An 18,385-nucleotide genomic window follows, 5' to 3' on the forward strand; every position below is an offset into this window, starting at 1 on the left:
GCTACTTGCCGCTCAGGTACTCGGCCACGGCCGCCATCTCCAGGGCCGTCATCTTCTCCACCACGGCGTGCATCACGGCGTTGTCGTTGGTGCGTTCGCGCTTGTTGAACAGCTTGAGCTGGTCTTCCGTGTAGGCCACATGCTGGCCCGCCAGGCGCGGCAGCGTGGCGCTGCCGGCGGCGTCCGGGCCATGGCAGGAGGCGCAGGCGGGTATGCCGCTGAAGCGGTTGCCGTGGTGGTAGATGTAGCGGCCCACGGCTGCCAGATCCTGGTCCCGGGCTTTTTTCTGCTGCGCCGGGCGACTGGCGAAGAACTTGCCCAGCGCCACCATGTCCTCGGGAGCAAGGCTGGCCACCATGGGCGCCATGGCCGTGCTCTTGCGCTGGCCGTTCTTGAAGTTCTCCAGCTGCTTGGCGATGTACTCGGCATTCTGCCCGGCCAGGCGCGGGTAGATGGCGCTGGCCGACTCCCCCTCGGCGCCGTGGCACAGAAAGCAGGAGCCGCCGATGATCTTCTTGGCGCGCGCCTCGTCGTCGCTGCCCTGTGCGGTGCCGGCCCCTGCCAGGGCGAGCAAGGCCAGGGCCACGAGGCCGCGGCAAATTTGCTGTGTGCGCATGAAAGACATTTTTTTCGCTCGTGTCATGAAAAAAGGGGCGCTGGGCGCCCCGGGTTGATGGCTTGGGGAGGCTTATGCCAGGGTGTCGGCCCAGATGTTGCGCGCCCAGGCCATGCCATAGCGCCCCTCCAGCTCGCTGGCGGCCGCGGACACGCCGCCCGAGCCCGGCACCGTGAGCATGGTCTTCTTCTCGGCGTCGTAGCGGTGCACGCTGGCCACATGCACCACGTCGGTGTCGCTGACAAAGCTGTAGCAGGTGTTGTTGTAGATGGGCAGGGCATTCGGCGCACGCCCCGACAGCAGCGCGACGATGGCGGCGGCCGCCACCTTGCCATGCTGGTTGGCCATATGGCCGGACTTGGGCATCTGCGGCGCGATCTGCAGCGCATCGCCCAGGATGTGGATGTTCTTGGCGGCGGTGGACTCCATGGTCAGCCAGTCCACCTCGCACCAGCGCCTGTTGGCCGTGGTCAGGCCGGCGTTGTGGGCAATGTCGCCGGCGCGCTGCGGCGGAATCACGTTCAGCACCTGGGCCTTGACGTCGTCGTTGAAGTCGAACTTCAGCGTGTTGGTGGCGGTATCGACATCCACCGTGCTGTGCTTGGGGCGGTATTCGATGATGCCCTTGTAGCGATCCGCCCAGGCCTTCTTGAACAGCGGGCCCTTGGAGGTCACGTCGTCGTTGCCGTCCAGAATCAGCACCTTGGATTTGGGCTTGGCCTGGCTGAAGTAATGCGCCACCTGACAGGCGCGCTCGTAGGGGCCGGGCGGGCAGCGGTAGGGTGCCAGCGGGATGCTGATGGCATACACACCGCCGTCGGGCATGGCCTCGAGCTGTTTGCGCAGCGCCAGGGTCTGGGGGCCGGCCTTCCATGCGTGCAGCACCCTGTCCTGCGCGCCGGCCTTCTTCATGCCGGGCAGCGCGTCCCACATGAAGTCCACGCCGGGCGAGAGCACCAGGCGGTCGTAGGCCAGCGTCTGGCCACCGGCCAGGCGCACCTGGCGCTTGTCGGCGTCGATGGCGGTGGCCCGGTCGCGCGCGATCTTCACGCCGTGGCGCCTGGTCAGATTGTCGTAGGGCGTGGTGATGTCGGCCATCTGCTTGCTGCCGCCCAGCACCAGGTTGGACAGCGGGCAGGAGACAAAGCTGTCATTGGGTTCGACCAGCGTGACCTCGATGCGCCCCTCGGACCACATGCGGATGTACTTGGCGGCGGTGGCGCCGCCATAGCCCCCGCCGACGACGACCACCTTGGCGCCCGCTGCGCTGCCGGTGCTGGCGCAGCCGGCCGTCAGGCCCAGGGCGGTGGCGGCCGATGCGGCGGAGCCGGCGCGAATGAATTGACGACGATCCATGGTGCTGCCTCCCGTTATTTCTTCTGCGCGGCAAACCAGCCGGCAATGGCCGCCAGCTGCTCGTCGGTGTAGCCCTTGGAGAGCTGGTGCATGATGGTCGCGGGCTTGGCGCCGCTCTTGAAGTCCATCAGTTTCTTCAGCATCTCGTCCTTGTTGCCGCCGGCCAGCGGCTCGTTGCCCGGTTGTGCCTGGCCATTCGTGCCATGGCAGTTGGCGCAGGCGGCGGCCCAGCTGCGCACCTGCAGCGGGTCGCTGCTGGCATGGGCCAGGCCGGTGGCGGCGAGCAGGCACAGGGCCAGCCCGGCGGTCAGGGAATTTTTCATGTCTTGGCGCCCTCCAGTGTTGGCACGGGCCCGGAACTTGATCCATGCCGGGTCGTACTTTAGGTAAAAGTGATATGGACGCGGCGATGATAAGGGCCGCCATGCCCATCAAGACACGGGGAATTACCCCACGCCGCCCTCACGCGGCGGCTGCGGCAGCAGGCGAAAACCCAGGGCCGCCAGCGCCAGCAGCGCGGCAATGCTGGCCATCACGGCGACAAACGGATCGGCCATGGCCTGGGCCTTGGCCAGCGACGCCACCAGGCCGGTGAACCACTGCATGGCCGCCACGCCCAGGAACATGGCCATGGTGAACACCGCCATGGCTCGGCCGGTGAGCGCCGCCGGGTAGGCGGCGCGCACATCGGCGTACTGCAGGATGAGGTAGCCCGACAGCAGGCCGATGAGCAGCATGCAGGCCATGTCCAGCCAGGCCGCATGCAGCACGGCCATGGCCGTGAACAGCAGCGCCATCAACAGCGTGCAGGCGACGATCCAGCGCCGCCGGGTGGCGGGGCCGGGGTCTATGCGGCCAAACAGCATGGGCCCGGCCAGCGCCACCACCGACAGCGCCAGCGCCACGTTGCCGCTTTGCACCAGCGAAAAGCCATGGCGCTCTATCAGCATGGGCCCGAGCCAGAGCCCGCGCAGCGAGATCAGCGCCGCATAGGTCACGGCGCCCAGCACCACGATGCCCCAGGTGTGGGGCAGGGTGAACAGGCTGGCAAAGCGCAGCACGGCCTCGCGCACCGATTCGCGCGGGCCCTCCGGCGTGCCGCCCGGGGTGGGCTCGTGCACCGAGCGCCAAATCCACAGCCAGGCCAGCAGGGCCAGCAGGGCCAGCACCCAGAAGCCCGCGCGCCACGACCATTGCTGCACCAGCCAGGCCAGCGGCGTGCCGGTGAACAGCATGCCCAGCGTGCCCAGCGCCATGGCCATGCCCGAGATGGCGGCAAAGCGCTGCGGGGCGAAATGCCGCGCGATGAACACCGTGCACACCAGAAAGGCCGGCGCGCAGCCCACGCCGATCAGCGTCTGCCCCAGCAGCAGCGCGCCATAGCCTGGGGCCAGCGCCGACAGCACGGCCCCGGCAATGCACAGCGGAAACGCCGCCAAGATGGTGCGGCGCACGCCATACAGGTCTATGCCTATGCCCATGAACAGCTGCATGGCGCCAAAGCTGAAATGGAAGGTGGCGGCAAACACCCCCAGCGCCTGGGGCGACAGGGCAAAGTCTGCCTGCAGCGGCGCGGCCAGGATGGCGGCCACGGTGCGAAAGGCCGAGCTGAGGGCAAAGCCCGAGGTCAGCGCCACCAGCATCAGCAGGGCGGTGCGCGCGGGCATGGGCGTGGTGGCGGCGGGCGAGGCGCTGGTGTGGGCGGTGCTGGCGTCGGGCATGGTGCTCAAGCCTACCCGAATGCACGGCGCTACATGGCCTTGAACAGCGGGGCGTAGAGCCGGCTCACGGCCAGCCGCTCGGGCCGGTCGCGCAGGTGCAGGTACAGGCGGCCGGCCTCGTCACGCTCGGCGCTGGCAATGGCCGTGGCGCGCACCAGGGTGCCGCGGTGCACCTGCCAGAAGACGGTGGGGTCGAGCTGCGCCACCAGCTCCCTGAGCGGGGTGCGGATCAGGTATTCCTGCCGCGCGGTGAGCACGCGCAGGTATTTGTCGGCGGCCTCGAAGTACAGCACTTCGGCCAGCGCCACCATGTGAATCTGGTTGCCGCGGCTGGCCTGCAGCAGCGTCAGCGGCGCGGCTGTCGGCGGTCTGTCCAGGCCGGGCGCCTGGGCCAGCTGGCGCAACTGGGCCAGGGTCTGCTCCTGCGCCCAGGCGGTGCCGCGCTGCGCCAGCGCCTGGCGCAGCCTGTCCACGGTCTTGCGCAGGCGCTCGGGCTGCACGGGTTTCAGCAGGTAGTCCACGGCCTGGGCCTCGAAGGCCTGCACGGCGTACTGGTCGTAGGCGGTGACGAAGACCAGGGCCGGCAAGGGCTGGCCCTGGGGCCAGGCGTCGGCCAGCTCCAGGGCCGCCTCCAGCCCGCTGCAGCCGGGCATGCGGATGTCGAGGAACAGGATGTCGGGCAGCAGGGCCAGCGCCTGGCGCACGGCGGACAGGCCATCGCCCACGCGGACGGCAATGGCCAGCTCGGGCCAGGCGCGCGCCAGCTCCTGCTCCAGGGCGGCGGCCAGCAGGGGTTCATCCTCGGCGATCAGGGCGCGGGGTGCCGTCATGGTTGCTCTGGTTTTAAAGGAAAAGTGACGACAGCGCTTGTACCACCTGCGCTGATAGCTATCAATTCAAGAGTGGCCACGGTGCCGTACAGCGTGGCCAGGCGCTCGCGCACCTGCTGCAGGCCGAATGCCGTGCCGGGTTCGCCGCCGCCCGGGCCGGGGCCCGTGTCACGCACCTCGATGCGCAGGCGCGCCGCCTGGTCTGGTGCCTGCAGCAGGCGCGCCTGCACGTCGATGCGCCCGCCCGCTACCTGCGGCTCCAGGCCGTGGCGTATGGCGTTTTCCACCAGCGGCTGCAGCAGCAGCGGCGGCACCGGCAGGCCGCGCAGCGGCTCGGGCAGATCCAGCGCATAGACCAGGCGCGGGCCCATGCGCATGGCCATCAGCGCCAGGTAGTCCGCCAGGCGCGCAAACTCGTCCTCCAGCGGGTGCAGCGTGGCGCGCGAGGCGCCCAGCGTGGCGCGCAGGTAGGCGATCAGGTGGTCCAGCATGGCCTGGGCGCGTGGCACATCGGTGGCCATGAGGGCGCGCAGATTGGCCAGGGTGTTGAACAGCATATGCGGCTCCAGCTGCACCTCCAGCAGCTTCAGCCGCGCCTCGGCCGCGTCGCGCTGGGCGCGTGCCATATGCGCCTGCAGGTAGCGCGCCTGGCCGCGCTGGTAGAAGAAGACACTGGCCAGCACCGTGGCCACCACGGTGATGAGCAGCGACATCAGCCACTTGCCGCCGCTGCTCCAGCCCAGCCGGCCGAACAGCCACCAGTCACCCACGGCGCTGCCCAGCAGCCAGCCCGCGCCAATGCCGGCGGCCACCAGCACCGGGCCGCGCCAGCCGGCGGGCCAGGGAATGTCCGGCGCGCTCGTCCAGGCCAGGCGGCCCAGGTCGATCACCAGCCAGCTGGTCAGGCCTATGGGCACGGAGTAGGCGGCATTGCTGCGCCAGTCCGCCAGGCCCAGCGCCGTCAGCGAGCCGGCCAGCAGCAGGCAGAAAACCAGCGTGAAGAATCCGTGCCAGGCCAGGGCGCGCGCCTGCGGCATGGAGGAAGAGGGGGGCATGGTGGGCATGGTAGGGCTAGTACCGCGACACGGAGGTATCGGAACAAGATGAAAGTGATGAATTCGCGCCCAGGGCAAGGCGCAAACCGCAGCGATAGCCGTGGCTATCGCGAGGATTTGCAACGCCGCCATGGGTGCCAGGGCGCGCTTTCATGTTTCGATATTTCCGGGTTGCTGTACTAGTGCTCAGCGGCGTTGCAGCGCCGCGCGTTCGCGCTCCAGCAGCCGCTGCCACAGGCTGCCGCCGGGCGGCACCAGCCAGACTGCCAGGCCGTGGATCAGCAGGCCCGCACCCCAGCCGGCGGCCGGAAAGATGGCCCAGCCGCGCCCCTGGTGGAGCGACAGCAGGGTCAGGCCGGTGATGACGGCGGCATACACCAAAGCATGCAGGAACCAGCCGAGCTTGGCGCCGGCACGCTTGCGCGCCAGGGCTTCCAGTGCGTCGCCGGGTGGGAGTGGGTGGGGGGTGTTGTACATGAAAGCTCCTTGCGAAAATCGGATGCGGGGTGATTCACAGGCCCAGCAGGCCATGCCACAGCAGGCCGCCCAGATAACGGTTGGGCAGCAGCGTGAAGGCGCCGGCGACCAGGCAGGCGCCCATGTAGGTGATGCGCATGGCGCGGCGGTGGCCGGCAATGTCGCGCCGGGCCAGGCGCCCGAACGCCACCAGCAGCCCGGCAAACAGCAGCGGCACCAGCAGGTGTATGGGCGTGTAGCCGGCCAGGTTGGGCAGCTGGTAGTCACGTATGCAGAGCGCGCTGATGGCGGTGACCAGCATCAGCAGCACCCAGGCATGGCCGGCCATGCGGTGCAGCCGCGGGCGGGCGCCGCCGCTGCGGCGCGCCCACAGGGCTACGGCGCCGACGACCGTGCCGGCCAGGGCGGCAAACATGTGGACGGTGATAAGGGGGGTGGGCTGCATGGCGACCTCCGGGGCTGTTGGATCGCACTGTGGCCCTGCCTGGCGCGCCGGGCCAGCGCGTTGCGACGAAGGCCGCGTGCGCCGGCGCCAGTGGCCGCCGCCGCGGCGTGAAATGCGCGCCGCCCGGCGGCGTTGATAATCCGCGCTTTGTTTTTTTGTTCAGGACGCTTGCGTGGACTCTCTCTTGCTGCTCAAGGCCGCCATCATGGGCGTGGTCGAGGGCCTGACCGAATTTCTTCCGATCTCCTCCACCGGCCACCTGATCCTGGCGGGCTCGCTGCTGGGCTTTGACGACGCCAAGGCCAAGGTCTTCGACATTGCCATCCAGACCGGCGCCATCTTTGCCGTCATCCTGGTGTACTGGCAGCGCATCCGCGACACGGTCGTGGCGCTGCCCACCAGCGCGCAGGCACGGCGCTTCGCTCTGAATGTGCTGATCGGCTTCTTCCCGGCCGTGCTGCTGGGGCTGCTGTTGGGCAAGGCCATCAAGGCGCATCTGTTCACGCCCACCATCGTGGCCAGTACCTTCATCATCGGCGGCTTCATCATCCTGTGGGCCGAGCGGCGCCAGCAGCAGGCGGTGCGCATCCAGTCGGTGGACGACATGGGGCCCTGGGACGCGCTCAAGGTGGGCCTGGTGCAATGCCTGGCCATGGTGCCGGGCACCAGCCGCAGCGGCGCCACCATCATCGGCGGCATGCTGCTGGGCCTGTCGCGCAAGGCGGCGACCGACTTCTCGTTCTTCCTGGCCATCCCCACGCTGATTGGCGCGGGCGTGTACAGCCTGTACAAGGAACGCGCGCTGCTGTCCGCCGCCGATACGCCGGTGTTCGCCGTGGGCCTGGTGTTCTCGTTCATCAGCGCCTGGCTGTGCGTGCGCTGGCTGCTGCGCTACATCAGCAGCCACAGCTTTGTGCCCTTTGCCTACTACCGCATCGTGTTTGGCGTGGTGGTGCTGGCAACGGCCTGGACGGGGGTGGTGCGCTGGGCGGAATGAGCTATTGAAAATATAGCTATTGGCGCAATATGGATAAGCGCTAGCGGCAAATTTTGCTTAGATATTTTGTAGGTTCAGCAGCGCCGCCTCGATGGCCGCCGCCGTGGCCTGGGGCTGCTCCATGGGAAAGAGGTGGCTGCCGTCGAGCATCATCACGCGGCCCTGGGTGATGCGCTGCGTCATGGCCATGCCCACCTGGCGCATCTCTGCCGAGTCGCGCCCGCCTATGAAGGCGGCCGGGCATTGCAGCGGGTGGGCCTGCAAGATGCGCCCCAGGTTGTGCGGCAGGGTGTTGTAGATCCGGGTTTCCACCTCGCGGTCAAAGACCAGCACGCGCTGGCCGTCGCGCTCCTGCAGGCCATGGGTCACGTAGTCCTGCAGCACCTGCGGGTCCCATTGGGCAAAGACCCGCTTGCGCCGGAAATGCTCCAGCGCCTCCTCGGTGCTGGCCCAGCTGTTGCGCCGCGCGCGGCTGATGCGCCCGGGCGTGACGGCGCCCACCACCTGGGCCTGCTTGGCCACGCCCAGGGCGCTGGCGCGCCAGCCGCCGATGAGTGGCGAGTCGATGAGCAGCACGCCGCGCGCCAGTTGCGGGTAGCGCGCGGCGGCCATCACGCTCAGGAACCCGCCCAGTGAGTGCCCCACCAGGAAGGCGGGCTCGCCCGTGCGCCGCTGCTGCTGCTCGGCAAAATCGGCCAGCTGCTGCACCAGGTGCGGCCAGTTGTTGCTGACGGGATAGCGCGCGTCGTGGCCAAAGCGCTCCACGGCGCTGACCGAGAAGCCGCGCTGGCGCAGCAGATCGAACAGCACCCGGTAGGTGCCGGCCGGAAAGCTGTTGGCATGGGAGAAGACGATGCTGGCCATGGTGCAGGTTGGTTGCCCCAAGTGTAGTGGTGTCGTTGCCGTGTTTTCGCCCGCTGCATGCGCCACCACGGCGCGGCCCGCTATGATCTTTTGCTCTTTGCAGGAGAAACCCCCTTGCCCGCCCCCCAGTGTCGCCACAGGTATCGCCGCCCTCATGAACACCGATGCGCTGGGCGTATCCGGCCGGTGCTGCTGACCATCTTGCTGCTGGCCTTGCTGGCGGCGGCCGGCGGCTGGTGGTATGTGAAGAGCCAGGGCGGGCAGGGCGACGGCCGGGGCGCGTCGGGCCGCCCTGGCGGGCCGTCAGCGCAGCCGGTGTCGGTGGGCCTGGTGGACAGGCGCGACATGCGCGTGCTGGTCAGCAGCATTGGCACCATGAACGCCCGCGCCACCACCGTGGTGCGCACGCGCGTGTCGGGCGAGCTGGAGAAGATTTTTTTCAAGGAGGGCGACGAGGTGCGCGCCGGCCAGCTGCTGGCGCAGATCGACGCGCGCAGCTACCGCGCCGCCCTGCAGCAGGCCCAGGGGACGCTGCAGCGCGACCAGGCGCTGCTGAAGAACGCCCAGCTGGATCTGCGGCGCTACCAGGAGCTGCAGGCGCAAAACTCCATCGCCGGCCAGCAGGTGGACACCCAGGCGGCCCTGGTGCGCCAGTACCAGGGCACGGTGGCGGCCGACCAGGCGCAGGTGGATGCGGCGCGGCTGCAGCTTGATTACACGCGCATCACCGCGCCGATTGCCGGGCGCCTGGGCCTGCGCCAGGCGGATCTGGGCAATGTGCTGAACCCCTCGGACGCCAGTGGCATCGTCACCATCACCCAGGTGCGGCCGATAGACGCGCTGTTCTCCGTGCCCGAATCGCATGTCGGCGCCATCGCCCGCGCCCTGGCCGAGAAGCGCGCGCTGCCCGTGGAGCTGTGGGACCGCGAGCAAAAGAGCCTGCTGGCCACCGGGCGCCTGAATGCGCTGGACAACGCCATCGACGCCAGCACCGGCACCGTCAGGGCCAAGGCGGCGTTCGACAACGCCGATGGCCGGCTGTTTGCCAACCAGTTCGTCAACGTGCGGCTGCAGATCCGGCTCATCGAGCAGGCGCTTACCGTGCCGGCCACGGCCGTGCAGAACAACCATGTCTACCTGTTGCAGGCCGACGGCCAGGTGACGCAGCGCCGCCTGGAGCTGGGCGTGACCGACGGCGATCGCGTCAGCGTCACCGGCGATCTGCAGCCCGGCGACCGGGTGGTCACCGACGGCCTGGACCGCCTGCGCGAGGGCAGCAAGGTAACGGTGATAGACCCCGGCCAGGCGCAGGCGCCGGCCGCCGATAGGCCGCGGGCGGACAAGGGCCGCGCGCGCTGAAACCCGCAGCGCCCTGCCATGAACCTGTCGCGCCTGTTCATCCTGCGGCCGATCGCCACCTCGCTGCTGATGGTGGCCATCCTGATCGCCGGCCTGCTGGCCTGGCGCCAGCTGCCGATATCGGCCCTGCCCGAGGTGGACTACCCCAGCATCCAGGTGACCACGCTCTACCCCGGGGCCAGCCCGGATGTGATGACCTCCAACGTCACCGCGCCGCTGGAGCGCCAGCTCGGCCAGATGCCGGGCCTGGCGCAGATGTCGTCCACCAGCTCGGGCGGCGCTTCGGTGATCACGCTGCGCTTTGCGCTCGATATGTCGATGGACGTGGCCGAGCAGCAGGTGCAGGCCGCCATCAACGCCGCCACGTCGCTGCTGCCCAATGACCTGCCGATGCCGCCCTTGTATAGCAAGGTGAACCCGGCCGACGCGCCCATCCTGACGCTGGCCATCACCTCGCCCACGCTGCCGGTGATACGCGTGAACGACCTGGTGGAAAACCGCCTGGCGCCCAGGCTGTCGCAGGTCCAGGGCGTGGGCCTGGTGGCCATAGGTGGCGGGCGCCGCCCGGCCGTGCGCATACAGGCCAACCCCACGGCGCTGGCCGGCCTGGGGCTGACGCTGGAGGACCTGCGCAGTTCAATCGCCGCGGCCAACGTGAAGGCCGCCAAGGGCGGCTTTGACGGGCCCGAGCGCGCCTCCACCATAGATGCCAACGACCAGCTGCAGTCCGCCGCCGAGTACCGCCAGCTGATCATCGCCTTCAAGAACGGCAACCCGGTGCGCCTGGCCGACGTGGCCGCCACCGTGGACGATGCCGAGAACACCCGCCTGGCCGCCTGGGCCGCCACGCCGGACACTGGCGCGCGCGCCGGCGTCATCCTGAACATCAAGCGCCAGCCCGGCGCCAACGTCATCGCCACGGTGGACCGCATCCAGGCGCTGCTGCCGCAGCTGAAAGAATCGCTGCCGGCGTCGCTGGACGTGCAGGTGCTGACCGACCGCACCGTGACCATACGCGCCTCGGTGCGCGACATGCAGACCGAGCTGATGCTGGCCATCGCCCTGGTGGTGGCGGTGATCTTCGTCTTTCTGCGCTCGGCATCGGCCACGCTGATCCCCAGCTTTGCCGTGCCGCTGTCGCTGGTGGGCACCTTTGGCGTGATGCATCTGGCGGGGTTCTCGATCAACAACCTGACGCTGATGGCGCTGACCATCTCCACCGGCTTTGTGGTCGATGACGCGATTGTCATGATCGAAAACATTGCCCGGCATCTGGAGATGCCGGGCAATGTTTCGGTGCAGGCTCATGGGGCCGAAGGCCCCGTGAAGGACGCGCAAGCGTCCGGCCATAGCCAGAACACGCCAGCACCCCACATCACCCCCTTGGAGGCTGCACTCCAGGGCGCCAAACAGATAGGCTTCACCATCATCTCGCTGACCATCTCGCTGGTGGCGGTGCTGATTCCGCTGCTCTTCATGGGCGACGTGGTGGGGCGGCTGTTCCGGGAGTTCGCCATCACCATGGCCGTGGCCATACTGATATCGGCCGTGGTCTCGTTGACGCTCACGCCCATGCTGTGCGCGCGCCTGCTCAGGCATGACCCGGAGCAGGCCCGTGGCCGCCTGTACCACGCCACCGGGCGTTTTCTGGACGGCATGATCGCCGGGTACGGCCGGCTGCTGGCTTGGGTGCTGGACCGTCGCGGCCTGACCTGGGGCGTGTTTCTGGCCACGCTGGCCATCACCGCGCTGCTGTACCTGGCGGTGCCCAAGGGCTTCTTCCCGACGCAGGACACGGGCACGCTGCAGGCCACCACCGAGGCCGACCAGTCGATCTCGTTCGCCGCCATGGCCGAACGCCAGCAGGCACTGGTCGAGCGCCTGCTGCGCGACCCGGCGGTGCAGAGCATTTCCTCCTTCATCGGCGTGGATGGCAGCAACACCACGCTGAACACCGGCCGCCTGCTCATCGACCTGAAGCCCCACGGCGAGCGCGACGACGCCGCCACCGTGCTGCGCCGCCTGTCGGACGACAGCCGCGGCCTGCCCGGCATACGGCTGTTTGCCCAGCCGGTGCAGGATCTGACGATAGAGGAGCGCGCGGCGCGCACCCAGTACCAGCTGCTGCTGTCATCGCCCGACATGGCGCAGCTGGCGCGCAGCAGCGCGGCCCTGGTCGAGCGCATGCGCGCCCTGCCCGAGCTGACCGACGTGGGCAGCGACCAGCAGAACCTGGGCCGCCAGGCCTATGTGGAGATAGACCGCGCCCAGGCCAGCCGCCTGGGCGTGACGGTGGCGGCGGTGGACCAGGCGCTGTACAACGCCTTCGGCCAGCGGCTGATCTCGACCATCTTCACGCAGTCGAACCAATACCGCGTGGTGCTGGAGGTGGCGCCGCAGTTCAAGCTGGGGCCCGAGGCGCTGCAGGCCATCCATGTGGCCTCGACCAGTGGCGCGCCGGTGCCGCTGTCCTCCATCGCCCAGGTCAGCGAGCGCAGCATGGCCCTGGCCGTCAGCCATGTGGGGCAACTGCCCGCGGCCACCATCTCCTTCAACACCGCGCCCGGCGTGGCCCTGGGCCACGCCGTCAAGGCGGTGCAGGGCCAACTGCAGGCCGCGCGGGACGCCGGCGAGCTGCCGCTGGCGGTGGAGGCGCAGTTCCAGGGCGCGGCGCTGGCGTTCCAGGCGTCCTTGTCCAACACGCTGCTGCTGATTCTGGCGGCGGTGATCACCATGTACATCGTGCTCGGCGTGCTGTATGAGAGCACCATCCACCCGGTGACCATTTTGTCCACGCTGCCCTCGGCGGCAGTGGGGGCGCTGCTGGCGCTGATGGTGGCGGGGCTGGAGCTGGACATCATCGCCATCATCGGCATCGTGCTGCTGATCGGCATCGTGAAGAAGAACGCCATCATGATGATCGACTTCGCCCTGGAGGCGCAGCGCGAGCAGGGCCTGAGCGCGCGCGAGGCCATCTTCCAGGCCTGCCTGCTGCGCTTTCGGCCCATTTTGATGACGACTCTGGCGGCCCTGCTCGGCGCCTTGCCGCTGATGCTGGGCCAGGGCGTGGGCAGCGAACTGCGCCACCCGCTGGGTGTGACCATGGTGGGGGGGCTGCTGCTGAGCCAGTTGCTGACGCTGTTCACCACGCCGGTGATTTACCTGACCTTTGAAGGCTGGGCGCAGAGGTGGCGGGGTTTTGGGGTAAAAAATGCATGAAGCGCTTGTGTATCAAGCGTCAGGCGCTATCTTTATTTCTAATTGGGGTCAGATTCCAATTAAATCCTGGCTGGTTGCTTGCTTGTTGCTGGCCGGGTCTCGCCCCGGCAGGCGAGGTACTTTTCTTTGCTTCGCCAAAGAAAAGTACCCAAAAGAAAGGCGACCCTGCTGTCCGTGTCCTTGCGCTTCGCTCCGGGCAACCTGCGGTGCTCGGTCACGGGGCGTGCCGCAGAACTCACTGCGCGCTGCGCGCTTCGTTCAAACAACTGCGGCAAGTCAGTCCACAAAGCATGCGCGCTGCGACGCGCATGCCCGCCCCGCGCCCTGCGCTCCTCGGCACGGCCAGAAGGGAGTGGGGACGACACGGGCCATCGCTGCGCTCGGCCCGGCAAAAGGCGCGCCCCGCGCGGGGCCGAGCGCAGCGATGGCCCGTCTCGGGCTGTTCAACCCCCTGGGGCTGCGCCTGGGGCGGGGCGCTTGCGGGGTGGGCATGCGCGTCGAAGCGCGCATGCATCGTCCTCTAGCTTGCCGCGGTTGTATGAACGGAGCGCCGCAGGCGCGCAGTGAGTTCTGCGGCACACCCCGCAAGCGCCCCGACCCAGGTTTGCCCCGTAGCGCAGCGAAGGGGTCGCAGACTTGGGGTCGCCTTTTCTTTGCTTACTTTCTTTTGGCGAAGCAAAAGAAAGTGAGTGCGCCGCCGGGCGCATATCCCGGCCAGCAACATCAAAAAGAAGAGCTACCAGCGACCTACCAGCAAGCGCTGGATGCCAAAATTAATTGGAGTCTGACCCCAATTAGGTTGACCCCAATTAGGTTTCCAAACAGGTGTAAGCGGGTAGTTAATTGGAATCTGACCCCAATTAAGGGCGCGGGAGGTGTGGCATGAGCCTGTCCACCCCCTTCATCCACCGCCCCATCGCCACCATGCTGCTGACCCTGGGCCTGGCGCTGGCCGGGGCGGTGTCGTATTTTTTGCTGCCGGTGGCGCCGCTGCCGCAGGTGGACTATCCGACGATCTCGGTCAGCGCCAGTCTGCCCGGCGCCAGCCCCGACACCATGGCCGCCACGGTGGCGACGCCGCTGGAACGCTCACTGGGCGCGATAGCCGGGGTGAACGAGATCACCTCCAGCTCCAGCCTGGGCAACACGCGCATCACGCTGCAGTTCGACCTGTCGCGCACCGTGGACAGCGCCGCGCACGACGTGCAGGCCGCCATCAACGCCGCGCGCACGCTGCTGCCCACCGGCATGCCCAGCAGCCCGACCTACCGCAAGGTGAACCCGGCGGACGCGCCCATCATGATCCTGGCGCTCACCTCCGCCAGCCTCACGCGCGGGCAGATGTACGACGCGGCCTCGACGGTGCTGGCGCAAAAGCTCTCGCAGGTCGAGGGCGTGGGCCAGGCGGTGGTCAGCGGCGGGGCGCTGCCGGCGGTGCGTGTCGAGCTCGATCCGGTGCGGCTCGCGGCCAGCGGCATCTCGCTGGAGCAGGTGCGCGGCGCCATCACCAGCACCAACGCCAACCGGCCGCTGGGCGCTCTGGAGCGGGGCGGCCAGTACTGGCAGGTGGCCACCAACGACCAGGCGCGCGCGGCGGCCGACTACGCGCCGCTGGTGCTGGCCTGGCGCAATGGCGGCGCCGTGCGCCTGGCGGACGTGGCGCGGGTCACCGACTCGGTGCAGGACGTGCGCAACTACGGCGTGGCCAACGGCCAGCCGGCCATATTGCTGCAGATCTACAAGCAGCCGGGCGCCAACATTTTGGACGCGGTGGAGCGCGTGCGCGCGCTGCTGCCGCAGCTGCAGGCCTCGATACCGGCGGCGATCGACATCACCGTGGTGTCGGACCGCACGCCCACGCTGCGCGCCTCGGTGGACGAGGTGCAGCGCGCGCTGCTGATTGCCGTGGCGCTGGTGATCCTGGTGGTGTTCTTGTTTTTGCGCCGGCTGCGCGCCACGCTGATTCCGGCCGTGGCTGTGCCGGCGTCGCTGGCCGGCACCTTTGGCGTGATGTACCTGGCGGGCTATACGCTGGACAACCTGTCGCTGATGGCGCTGACGGTGGCCACCGGCTTTGTGGTGGACGACGCCATCGTGGTGCTGGAGAACGTCATGCGCCACATGGAGCGCGGCAAGACGGCCCTGCAGGCGGCACTCGACGGCGCGCGCGAGATCGGCTTTACCGTGGTCTCGATGAGCCTGTCGCTGATAGCGGTGTTCGTGCCCATATTGTTCATGGGCGGCATCGTCGGGCGCTTCTTTCGCGAGTTCGCGGTGGTCATGTCCGCGGCCATTTTGCTGTCCATGCTGGTGTCGCTGACCACCACGCCCATGATGTGCGCGGCCCTGCTGCGCGCGCCCGCGCCGGGCCGGGCTGCGCCGGGCGCCTGGGCACGCCGGGCCGCGCACCTGGGCGCGGCCGTGCAGCGCGGCTACCGCCGCAGCCTGGCCTGGGGCCTGCGCCACCAGCCGCTGGTGCTGCTGGCGCTGGCGGGCGTGGTGGCGCTGAACGTGCACCTGTACCGGTCCATAGACAAGGGCTTCATGCCGGACCAGGACACGGGCCGCATCATGGGTTTCATACGCGCCGACCAGGCCACGTCCTACCAGGCCATGGAACAGCGCCTGAAGCGCTTTCTGGCCATCGTGCAGGAAGACCCGGCGGTGGAATATGTCACCGGCTTTACCGGCGGCGGCCAGCGCAACGCGGCCAGCATGTTCATGACGCTCAAGCCCATGGCGCAGCGCCAGGCCTCGTCGGATCAGGTCATCGCCCGCCTGCGCGACAAGCTGCGCAACGAGCCCGGCGCGCGCCTGTTCATGATGACGCAAAAGGACATACGCATAGGCGGGCGGCAAAGCAGCGCGTCGTACGACTACACGCTGCAGGCCGACGACATCGCCGACCTGCGCACCTGGGAGCCGCGCGTGCGCCAGGCGCTGGCGCGCCTGCCGGAGCTGGAGGACGTGAACAGCGACGTGCAGGACTTCGGCCAGCAGACCCTGCTGGAGATAGACCGCGACGCCGCCACGCGCCTGGGCCTGACGGTGGCGCAGATCGACGCCACCTTGAACGACGCCTTCGGCCAGCGCCAGGTGGGCGTGATCTTCAACCCCTTGAATCAGTACCGTGTGGTGATGGAGGCCGCGCCGCGCTACCTGCAAAGCCCGCAGACGCTCGCCGGCTTCTTCTTCGTCAACAAGGACGGCCGGCAGGTGCCGCTGACGGCCTTTGCGCGCATCGCGCGCGGCACCACGCCGCTGTCGGTCAACCACCAGGGCGGCACGCCGGCCAGCACCATCGGTTACAGCCTGGCCCCGGGTGTGTCGCTGTCGCAGGCCAACGACGCCATACGCGACGCCGTGGCCGGCCTGGGCGTGCCGGTGTCGGTGCGCGGCAGTTTCAGCGGCACGGCCGGGGCCTTTCAGCAGGCGCTGGCGGGCCAGCCGCTGCTGATACTGGCGGCCATCGTCACCATCTACCTGGTGCTGGGCATGCTGTATGAAGACCTGGTGCACCCCATCACCATCCTCTCCACGCTGCCCTCGGCCGGCGTCGGGGCGCTGCTGGCGCTGATGCTGTTCAAGACCGAGTTCTCGCTGATCGCGCTGATCGGCGTGCTGTTGCTCATCGGCATCGTGAAGAAGAACGCCATCCTGATGATCGACTTTGCGCTGGCGCGGCAGAAAAGCGGCCGCGGCACCCCCGTGCAGGCCATCTACCGCGCCTGCCACCTGCGCCTGCGCCACATCTTGATGACCACCGTGGCTGCCATCTTCGGCGCGCTGCCGCTGGCCCTGGGCCACGGCGTGGGCGCCGAGCTGCGCCAGCCGCTGGGCATTGCCATCGTCGGCGGCCTGCTGGTGAGCCAGCTGCTCACGCTCTACACCACGCCCGTGGTCTATGTGCTGCTGGAGCGCCTGCGCCGGCGCCTGCGGGCGCGGCGCGGGGGTGGTGCAGCGGTTTTGAATCAAACAGGGCTCTAACGCTTACAGGACAAGCGCATGCAGCTATCACAAGTATTAATTATTAGCCTTCCTATCGCCCTGACCCTATTGGCTGGCTGCGCCAGCGCGCCGCCCTACCAGCGCCCGGCGATAGCGCTGCCCGCGCAGTTCAAGCAGGCCACGGCAGCCGCGCAGGATGCCGGCATCTGGCGCCCGGTGCAGCCACAGGACGCACCGGCACCCGAGGCGTGGTGGCGTCTGTATGCCGACCCGGATCTCGACCGCCTGCAGCAGCAGGCCGCGAGCGCGAATCCCGGCATCGCCCAGGCCGTGGCACGGCTGCGCGCCGCCCAGGCGGCCGTGGCGGGCAGCCGCGCCGGCCTGCTGCCCAGCCTGGGCGCCAGCGGCACGGCCACGCGTGCGCGCAGCGCGACGGGCTCGGGCGGCGGCACCAACAACAGCTACAGCCTGGGGCTGAACGCCAGCTGGGAGCTGGATCTGTGGGGCCGCCTGTCGGGCGCGGTGGATGCCAGCCAGGCGCAGGCCCAGGCCAGCGGCGCCGACCTGGCGGCGGCGCACCTGTCGCTGCAGGCCAGCCTGGCGCAAGCCTATTTCGCGCTGCGCACCGCCGAGGCCCAGCAGCGGCTGCTGCAGGAGAGCCTGGCCGCCTACGAGCAAAGCTGGCAGCTCACGCGCAACCGTGAGCGCGCAGGCGTGGCCTCCAGCGCCGACGTGGCCCAGGCCGAGGCCCAGTACAAAAGCACCCAGGCCCAGCTGATTGAGGCCGGCACCAGCCGCGCCCAGCTGGAGCACGCCCTGGCCGCCTTGCTGGGCCTGGCGCCCGCGGCCTTCGATCTGCCGGCCACCGGCCTGCTGCCGGCGCCTCCCCTGGTGCCCGCCGAGCTGCCGGCCGAGCTGCTGCGCCGGCGCCCCGACATCGCCGCCGCCGAGCGCCGCGTGGCCGCCGCCAACGCCGATCTGGGCGTGGCCCGGACGGCCTACTTTCCGGCACTCACCCTGTCGGGCGCGGCAGGCTACCGTGGCGCGCGCCTGTCAGATCTGGTGAGTGCGCCGCAGCTGTTCTGGTCGCTGGGCCCGGCCCTGGCCGCCACCTTGTTTGACGGTGGGGCACGCGATGCGTCGGTCGAGTCGGCCCGCGCCGCGCTCGATCTGGCCACGGCCGGCTACCGCCAGAGCGTGCTCACGGCGCTGCAGGAGGTCGAGGACAACCTGGCCGCCGCCACCAGCCTGGCCCAGCAGCAGCAGGTACAGACCGAGGCCGTCGCCGCCGCGCAAAGGGCGCTGGATGTAGTGAGCAACCAGTATCGCGCGGGCACCGTGGCCTACCTCAACGTGCTCTCGGCCCAGACCACGGTGCTGGCCGCCCGGCGCAGCCTGATCGACGTGCAGGGCCGCCGCCTGGTGGCGGTGAATACGCTGCTGAAGAACGTGGCCGGGCGCTGGGAGAGCGCCGAAAGCTATCAAAAACAATAGCTGT

The 18,385-nt window shown here is 68.9% G+C and carries 14 protein-coding genes; 5 read left to right on the forward strand and 9 right to left on the reverse strand.

Annotated elements, in window-relative coordinates:
- Position 1: 1 nt before the first annotated feature.
- The 8 genes from P4826_RS19440 to P4826_RS19475 form a co-directional block, all read right to left on the reverse strand.
- Entirely contained in the window at positions 2-616 is a 615-nt protein-coding gene (locus P4826_RS19440; RefSeq protein ID WP_317701980.1) for a c-type cytochrome, read from the reverse strand.
- A 72-nt stretch (positions 617-688) separates the two neighbouring features.
- Positions 689-1,972, reverse strand: a complete 1,284-nt coding sequence (locus tag P4826_RS19445; RefSeq protein ID WP_317701981.1) for an FCSD flavin-binding domain-containing protein — start codon at positions 1,970-1,972, stop codon at positions 689-691.
- Positions 1,973-1,986: 14 nt separating this feature from the next.
- Positions 1,987-2,295, reverse strand: coding sequence for a c-type cytochrome (locus P4826_RS19450; protein ID WP_317701982.1), 309 nt, complete (start codon positions 2,293-2,295; stop codon positions 1,987-1,989).
- A gap of 123 nt (positions 2,296-2,418) precedes the next feature.
- Entirely contained in the window at positions 2,419-3,639 is a 1,221-nt protein-coding gene (locus P4826_RS19455) for an MFS transporter (protein ID WP_317703808.1), read from the reverse strand.
- 83 nt (positions 3,640-3,722) lie between these two features.
- The gene (locus P4826_RS19460; RefSeq protein ID WP_317701983.1) at positions 3,723-4,523 is read right to left on the reverse strand and encodes a LytR/AlgR family response regulator transcription factor; all 801 of its coding nucleotides are present in this window, start codon (positions 4,521-4,523) and stop codon (positions 3,723-3,725) included.
- The gene (locus tag P4826_RS19465; RefSeq protein WP_317701984.1) at positions 4,520-5,578 is read right to left on the reverse strand and encodes a sensor histidine kinase; all 1,059 of its coding nucleotides are present in this window, start codon (positions 5,576-5,578) and stop codon (positions 4,520-4,522) included. The genes P4826_RS19460 and P4826_RS19465 overlap by 4 nt, the downstream gene beginning before the upstream one ends.
- Before the next feature lie 186 nt (positions 5,579-5,764).
- The gene (locus tag P4826_RS19470) at positions 5,765-6,055 is read right to left on the reverse strand and encodes a 2TM domain-containing protein (protein ID WP_317701985.1); all 291 of its coding nucleotides are present in this window, start codon (positions 6,053-6,055) and stop codon (positions 5,765-5,767) included.
- Positions 6,056-6,089: 34 nt separating this feature from the next.
- Complete coding sequence (locus P4826_RS19475; protein WP_317701986.1) at positions 6,090-6,500, reverse strand: DUF2306 domain-containing protein; 411 nt, start codon at positions 6,498-6,500, stop codon at positions 6,090-6,092.
- Between the two features lie 172 nt (positions 6,501-6,672).
- On the opposite strand from P4826_RS19475, the gene P4826_RS19480 reads away from it, so the two are divergent.
- On the forward strand, positions 6,673-7,497 hold the full coding sequence (locus P4826_RS19480; protein ID WP_317701987.1) for an undecaprenyl-diphosphate phosphatase: 825 nt from the start codon (positions 6,673-6,675) through the stop codon (positions 7,495-7,497).
- Between the two features lie 57 nt (positions 7,498-7,554).
- Here P4826_RS19480 and P4826_RS19485 read toward each other — a convergent pair whose 3' ends face one another.
- Positions 7,555-8,361: an alpha/beta fold hydrolase gene (locus tag P4826_RS19485; protein WP_317701988.1), complete on the reverse strand. Its 807-nt coding sequence runs from the start codon at positions 8,359-8,361 to the stop codon at positions 7,555-7,557.
- A 186-nt stretch (positions 8,362-8,547) separates the two neighbouring features.
- On the opposite strand from P4826_RS19485, the gene P4826_RS19490 reads away from it, so the two are divergent.
- The 4 genes from P4826_RS19490 to P4826_RS19505 all read left to right on the forward strand — a co-directional run bounded on the left by P4826_RS19490 (position 8,548) and on the right by P4826_RS19505 (position 18,381).
- Complete coding sequence (locus P4826_RS19490) at positions 8,548-9,720, forward strand: efflux RND transporter periplasmic adaptor subunit (RefSeq protein ID WP_425605192.1); 1,173 nt, start codon at positions 8,548-8,550, stop codon at positions 9,718-9,720.
- A gap of 18 nt (positions 9,721-9,738) precedes the next feature.
- Positions 9,739-12,939, forward strand: coding sequence for an efflux RND transporter permease subunit (locus P4826_RS19495; RefSeq protein WP_317701989.1), 3,201 nt, complete (start codon positions 9,739-9,741; stop codon positions 12,937-12,939).
- An 882-nt stretch (positions 12,940-13,821) separates the two neighbouring features.
- A complete protein-coding gene (locus tag P4826_RS19500; protein ID WP_317701990.1) occupies positions 13,822-16,926 on the forward strand; it encodes an efflux RND transporter permease subunit in 3,105 nt (1,034 codons plus the stop codon).
- 18 nt (positions 16,927-16,944) lie between these two features.
- Entirely contained in the window at positions 16,945-18,381 is a 1,437-nt protein-coding gene (locus tag P4826_RS19505; protein WP_317701991.1) for an efflux transporter outer membrane subunit, read from the forward strand.
- Positions 18,382-18,385: the final 4 nt, after the last annotated feature.

Source organism: Diaphorobacter limosus (genome assembly GCF_033100095.1).
GTDB classification, from domain to species: domain Bacteria; phylum Pseudomonadota; class Gammaproteobacteria; order Burkholderiales; family Burkholderiaceae_C; genus Alicycliphilus; species Alicycliphilus limosus.

What these genes read in the sequence shown, in the direction of transcription:
- P4826_RS19450 (WP_317701982.1), bottom strand. Translation starts at nt 2,295, where the DNA reads ATGAAAAATTCCCTGACCGCCGGGCTGGCCCTGTGCCTGCTCGCCGCC.
- P4826_RS19440 (WP_317701980.1), bottom strand. Translation starts at nt 616, where the DNA reads ATGCGCACACAGCAAATTTGCCGCGGCCTCGTGGCCCTGGCCTTGCTC.
- P4826_RS19465 (WP_317701984.1), bottom strand. Translation starts at nt 5,578, where the DNA reads ATGCCCCCCTCTTCCTCCATGCCGCAGGCGCGCGCCCTGGCCTGGCAC.
- P4826_RS19500 (WP_317701990.1), top strand. Translation starts at nt 13,822, where the DNA reads ATGAGCCTGTCCACCCCCTTCATCCACCGCCCCATCGCCACCATGCTG.
- P4826_RS19460 (WP_317701983.1), bottom strand. Translation starts at nt 4,523, where the DNA reads ATGACGGCACCCCGCGCCCTGATCGCCGAGGATGAACCCCTGCTGGCC.
- P4826_RS19505 (WP_317701991.1), top strand. Translation starts at nt 16,945, where the DNA reads ATGCAGCTATCACAAGTATTAATTATTAGCCTTCCTATCGCCCTGACC.
- P4826_RS19485 (WP_317701988.1), bottom strand. Translation starts at nt 8,361, where the DNA reads ATGGCCAGCATCGTCTTCTCCCATGCCAACAGCTTTCCGGCCGGCACC.
- P4826_RS19470 (WP_317701985.1), bottom strand. Translation starts at nt 6,055, where the DNA reads ATGTACAACACCCCCCACCCACTCCCACCCGGCGACGCACTGGAAGCC.
- P4826_RS19495 (WP_317701989.1), top strand. Translation starts at nt 9,739, where the DNA reads ATGAACCTGTCGCGCCTGTTCATCCTGCGGCCGATCGCCACCTCGCTG.
- P4826_RS19445 (WP_317701981.1), bottom strand. Translation starts at nt 1,972, where the DNA reads ATGGATCGTCGTCAATTCATTCGCGCCGGCTCCGCCGCATCGGCCGCC.
- P4826_RS19455 (WP_317703808.1), bottom strand. Translation starts at nt 3,639, where the DNA reads ATGCCCGCGCGCACCGCCCTGCTGATGCTGGTGGCGCTGACCTCGGGC.
- P4826_RS19475 (WP_317701986.1), bottom strand. Translation starts at nt 6,500, where the DNA reads ATGCAGCCCACCCCCCTTATCACCGTCCACATGTTTGCCGCCCTGGCC.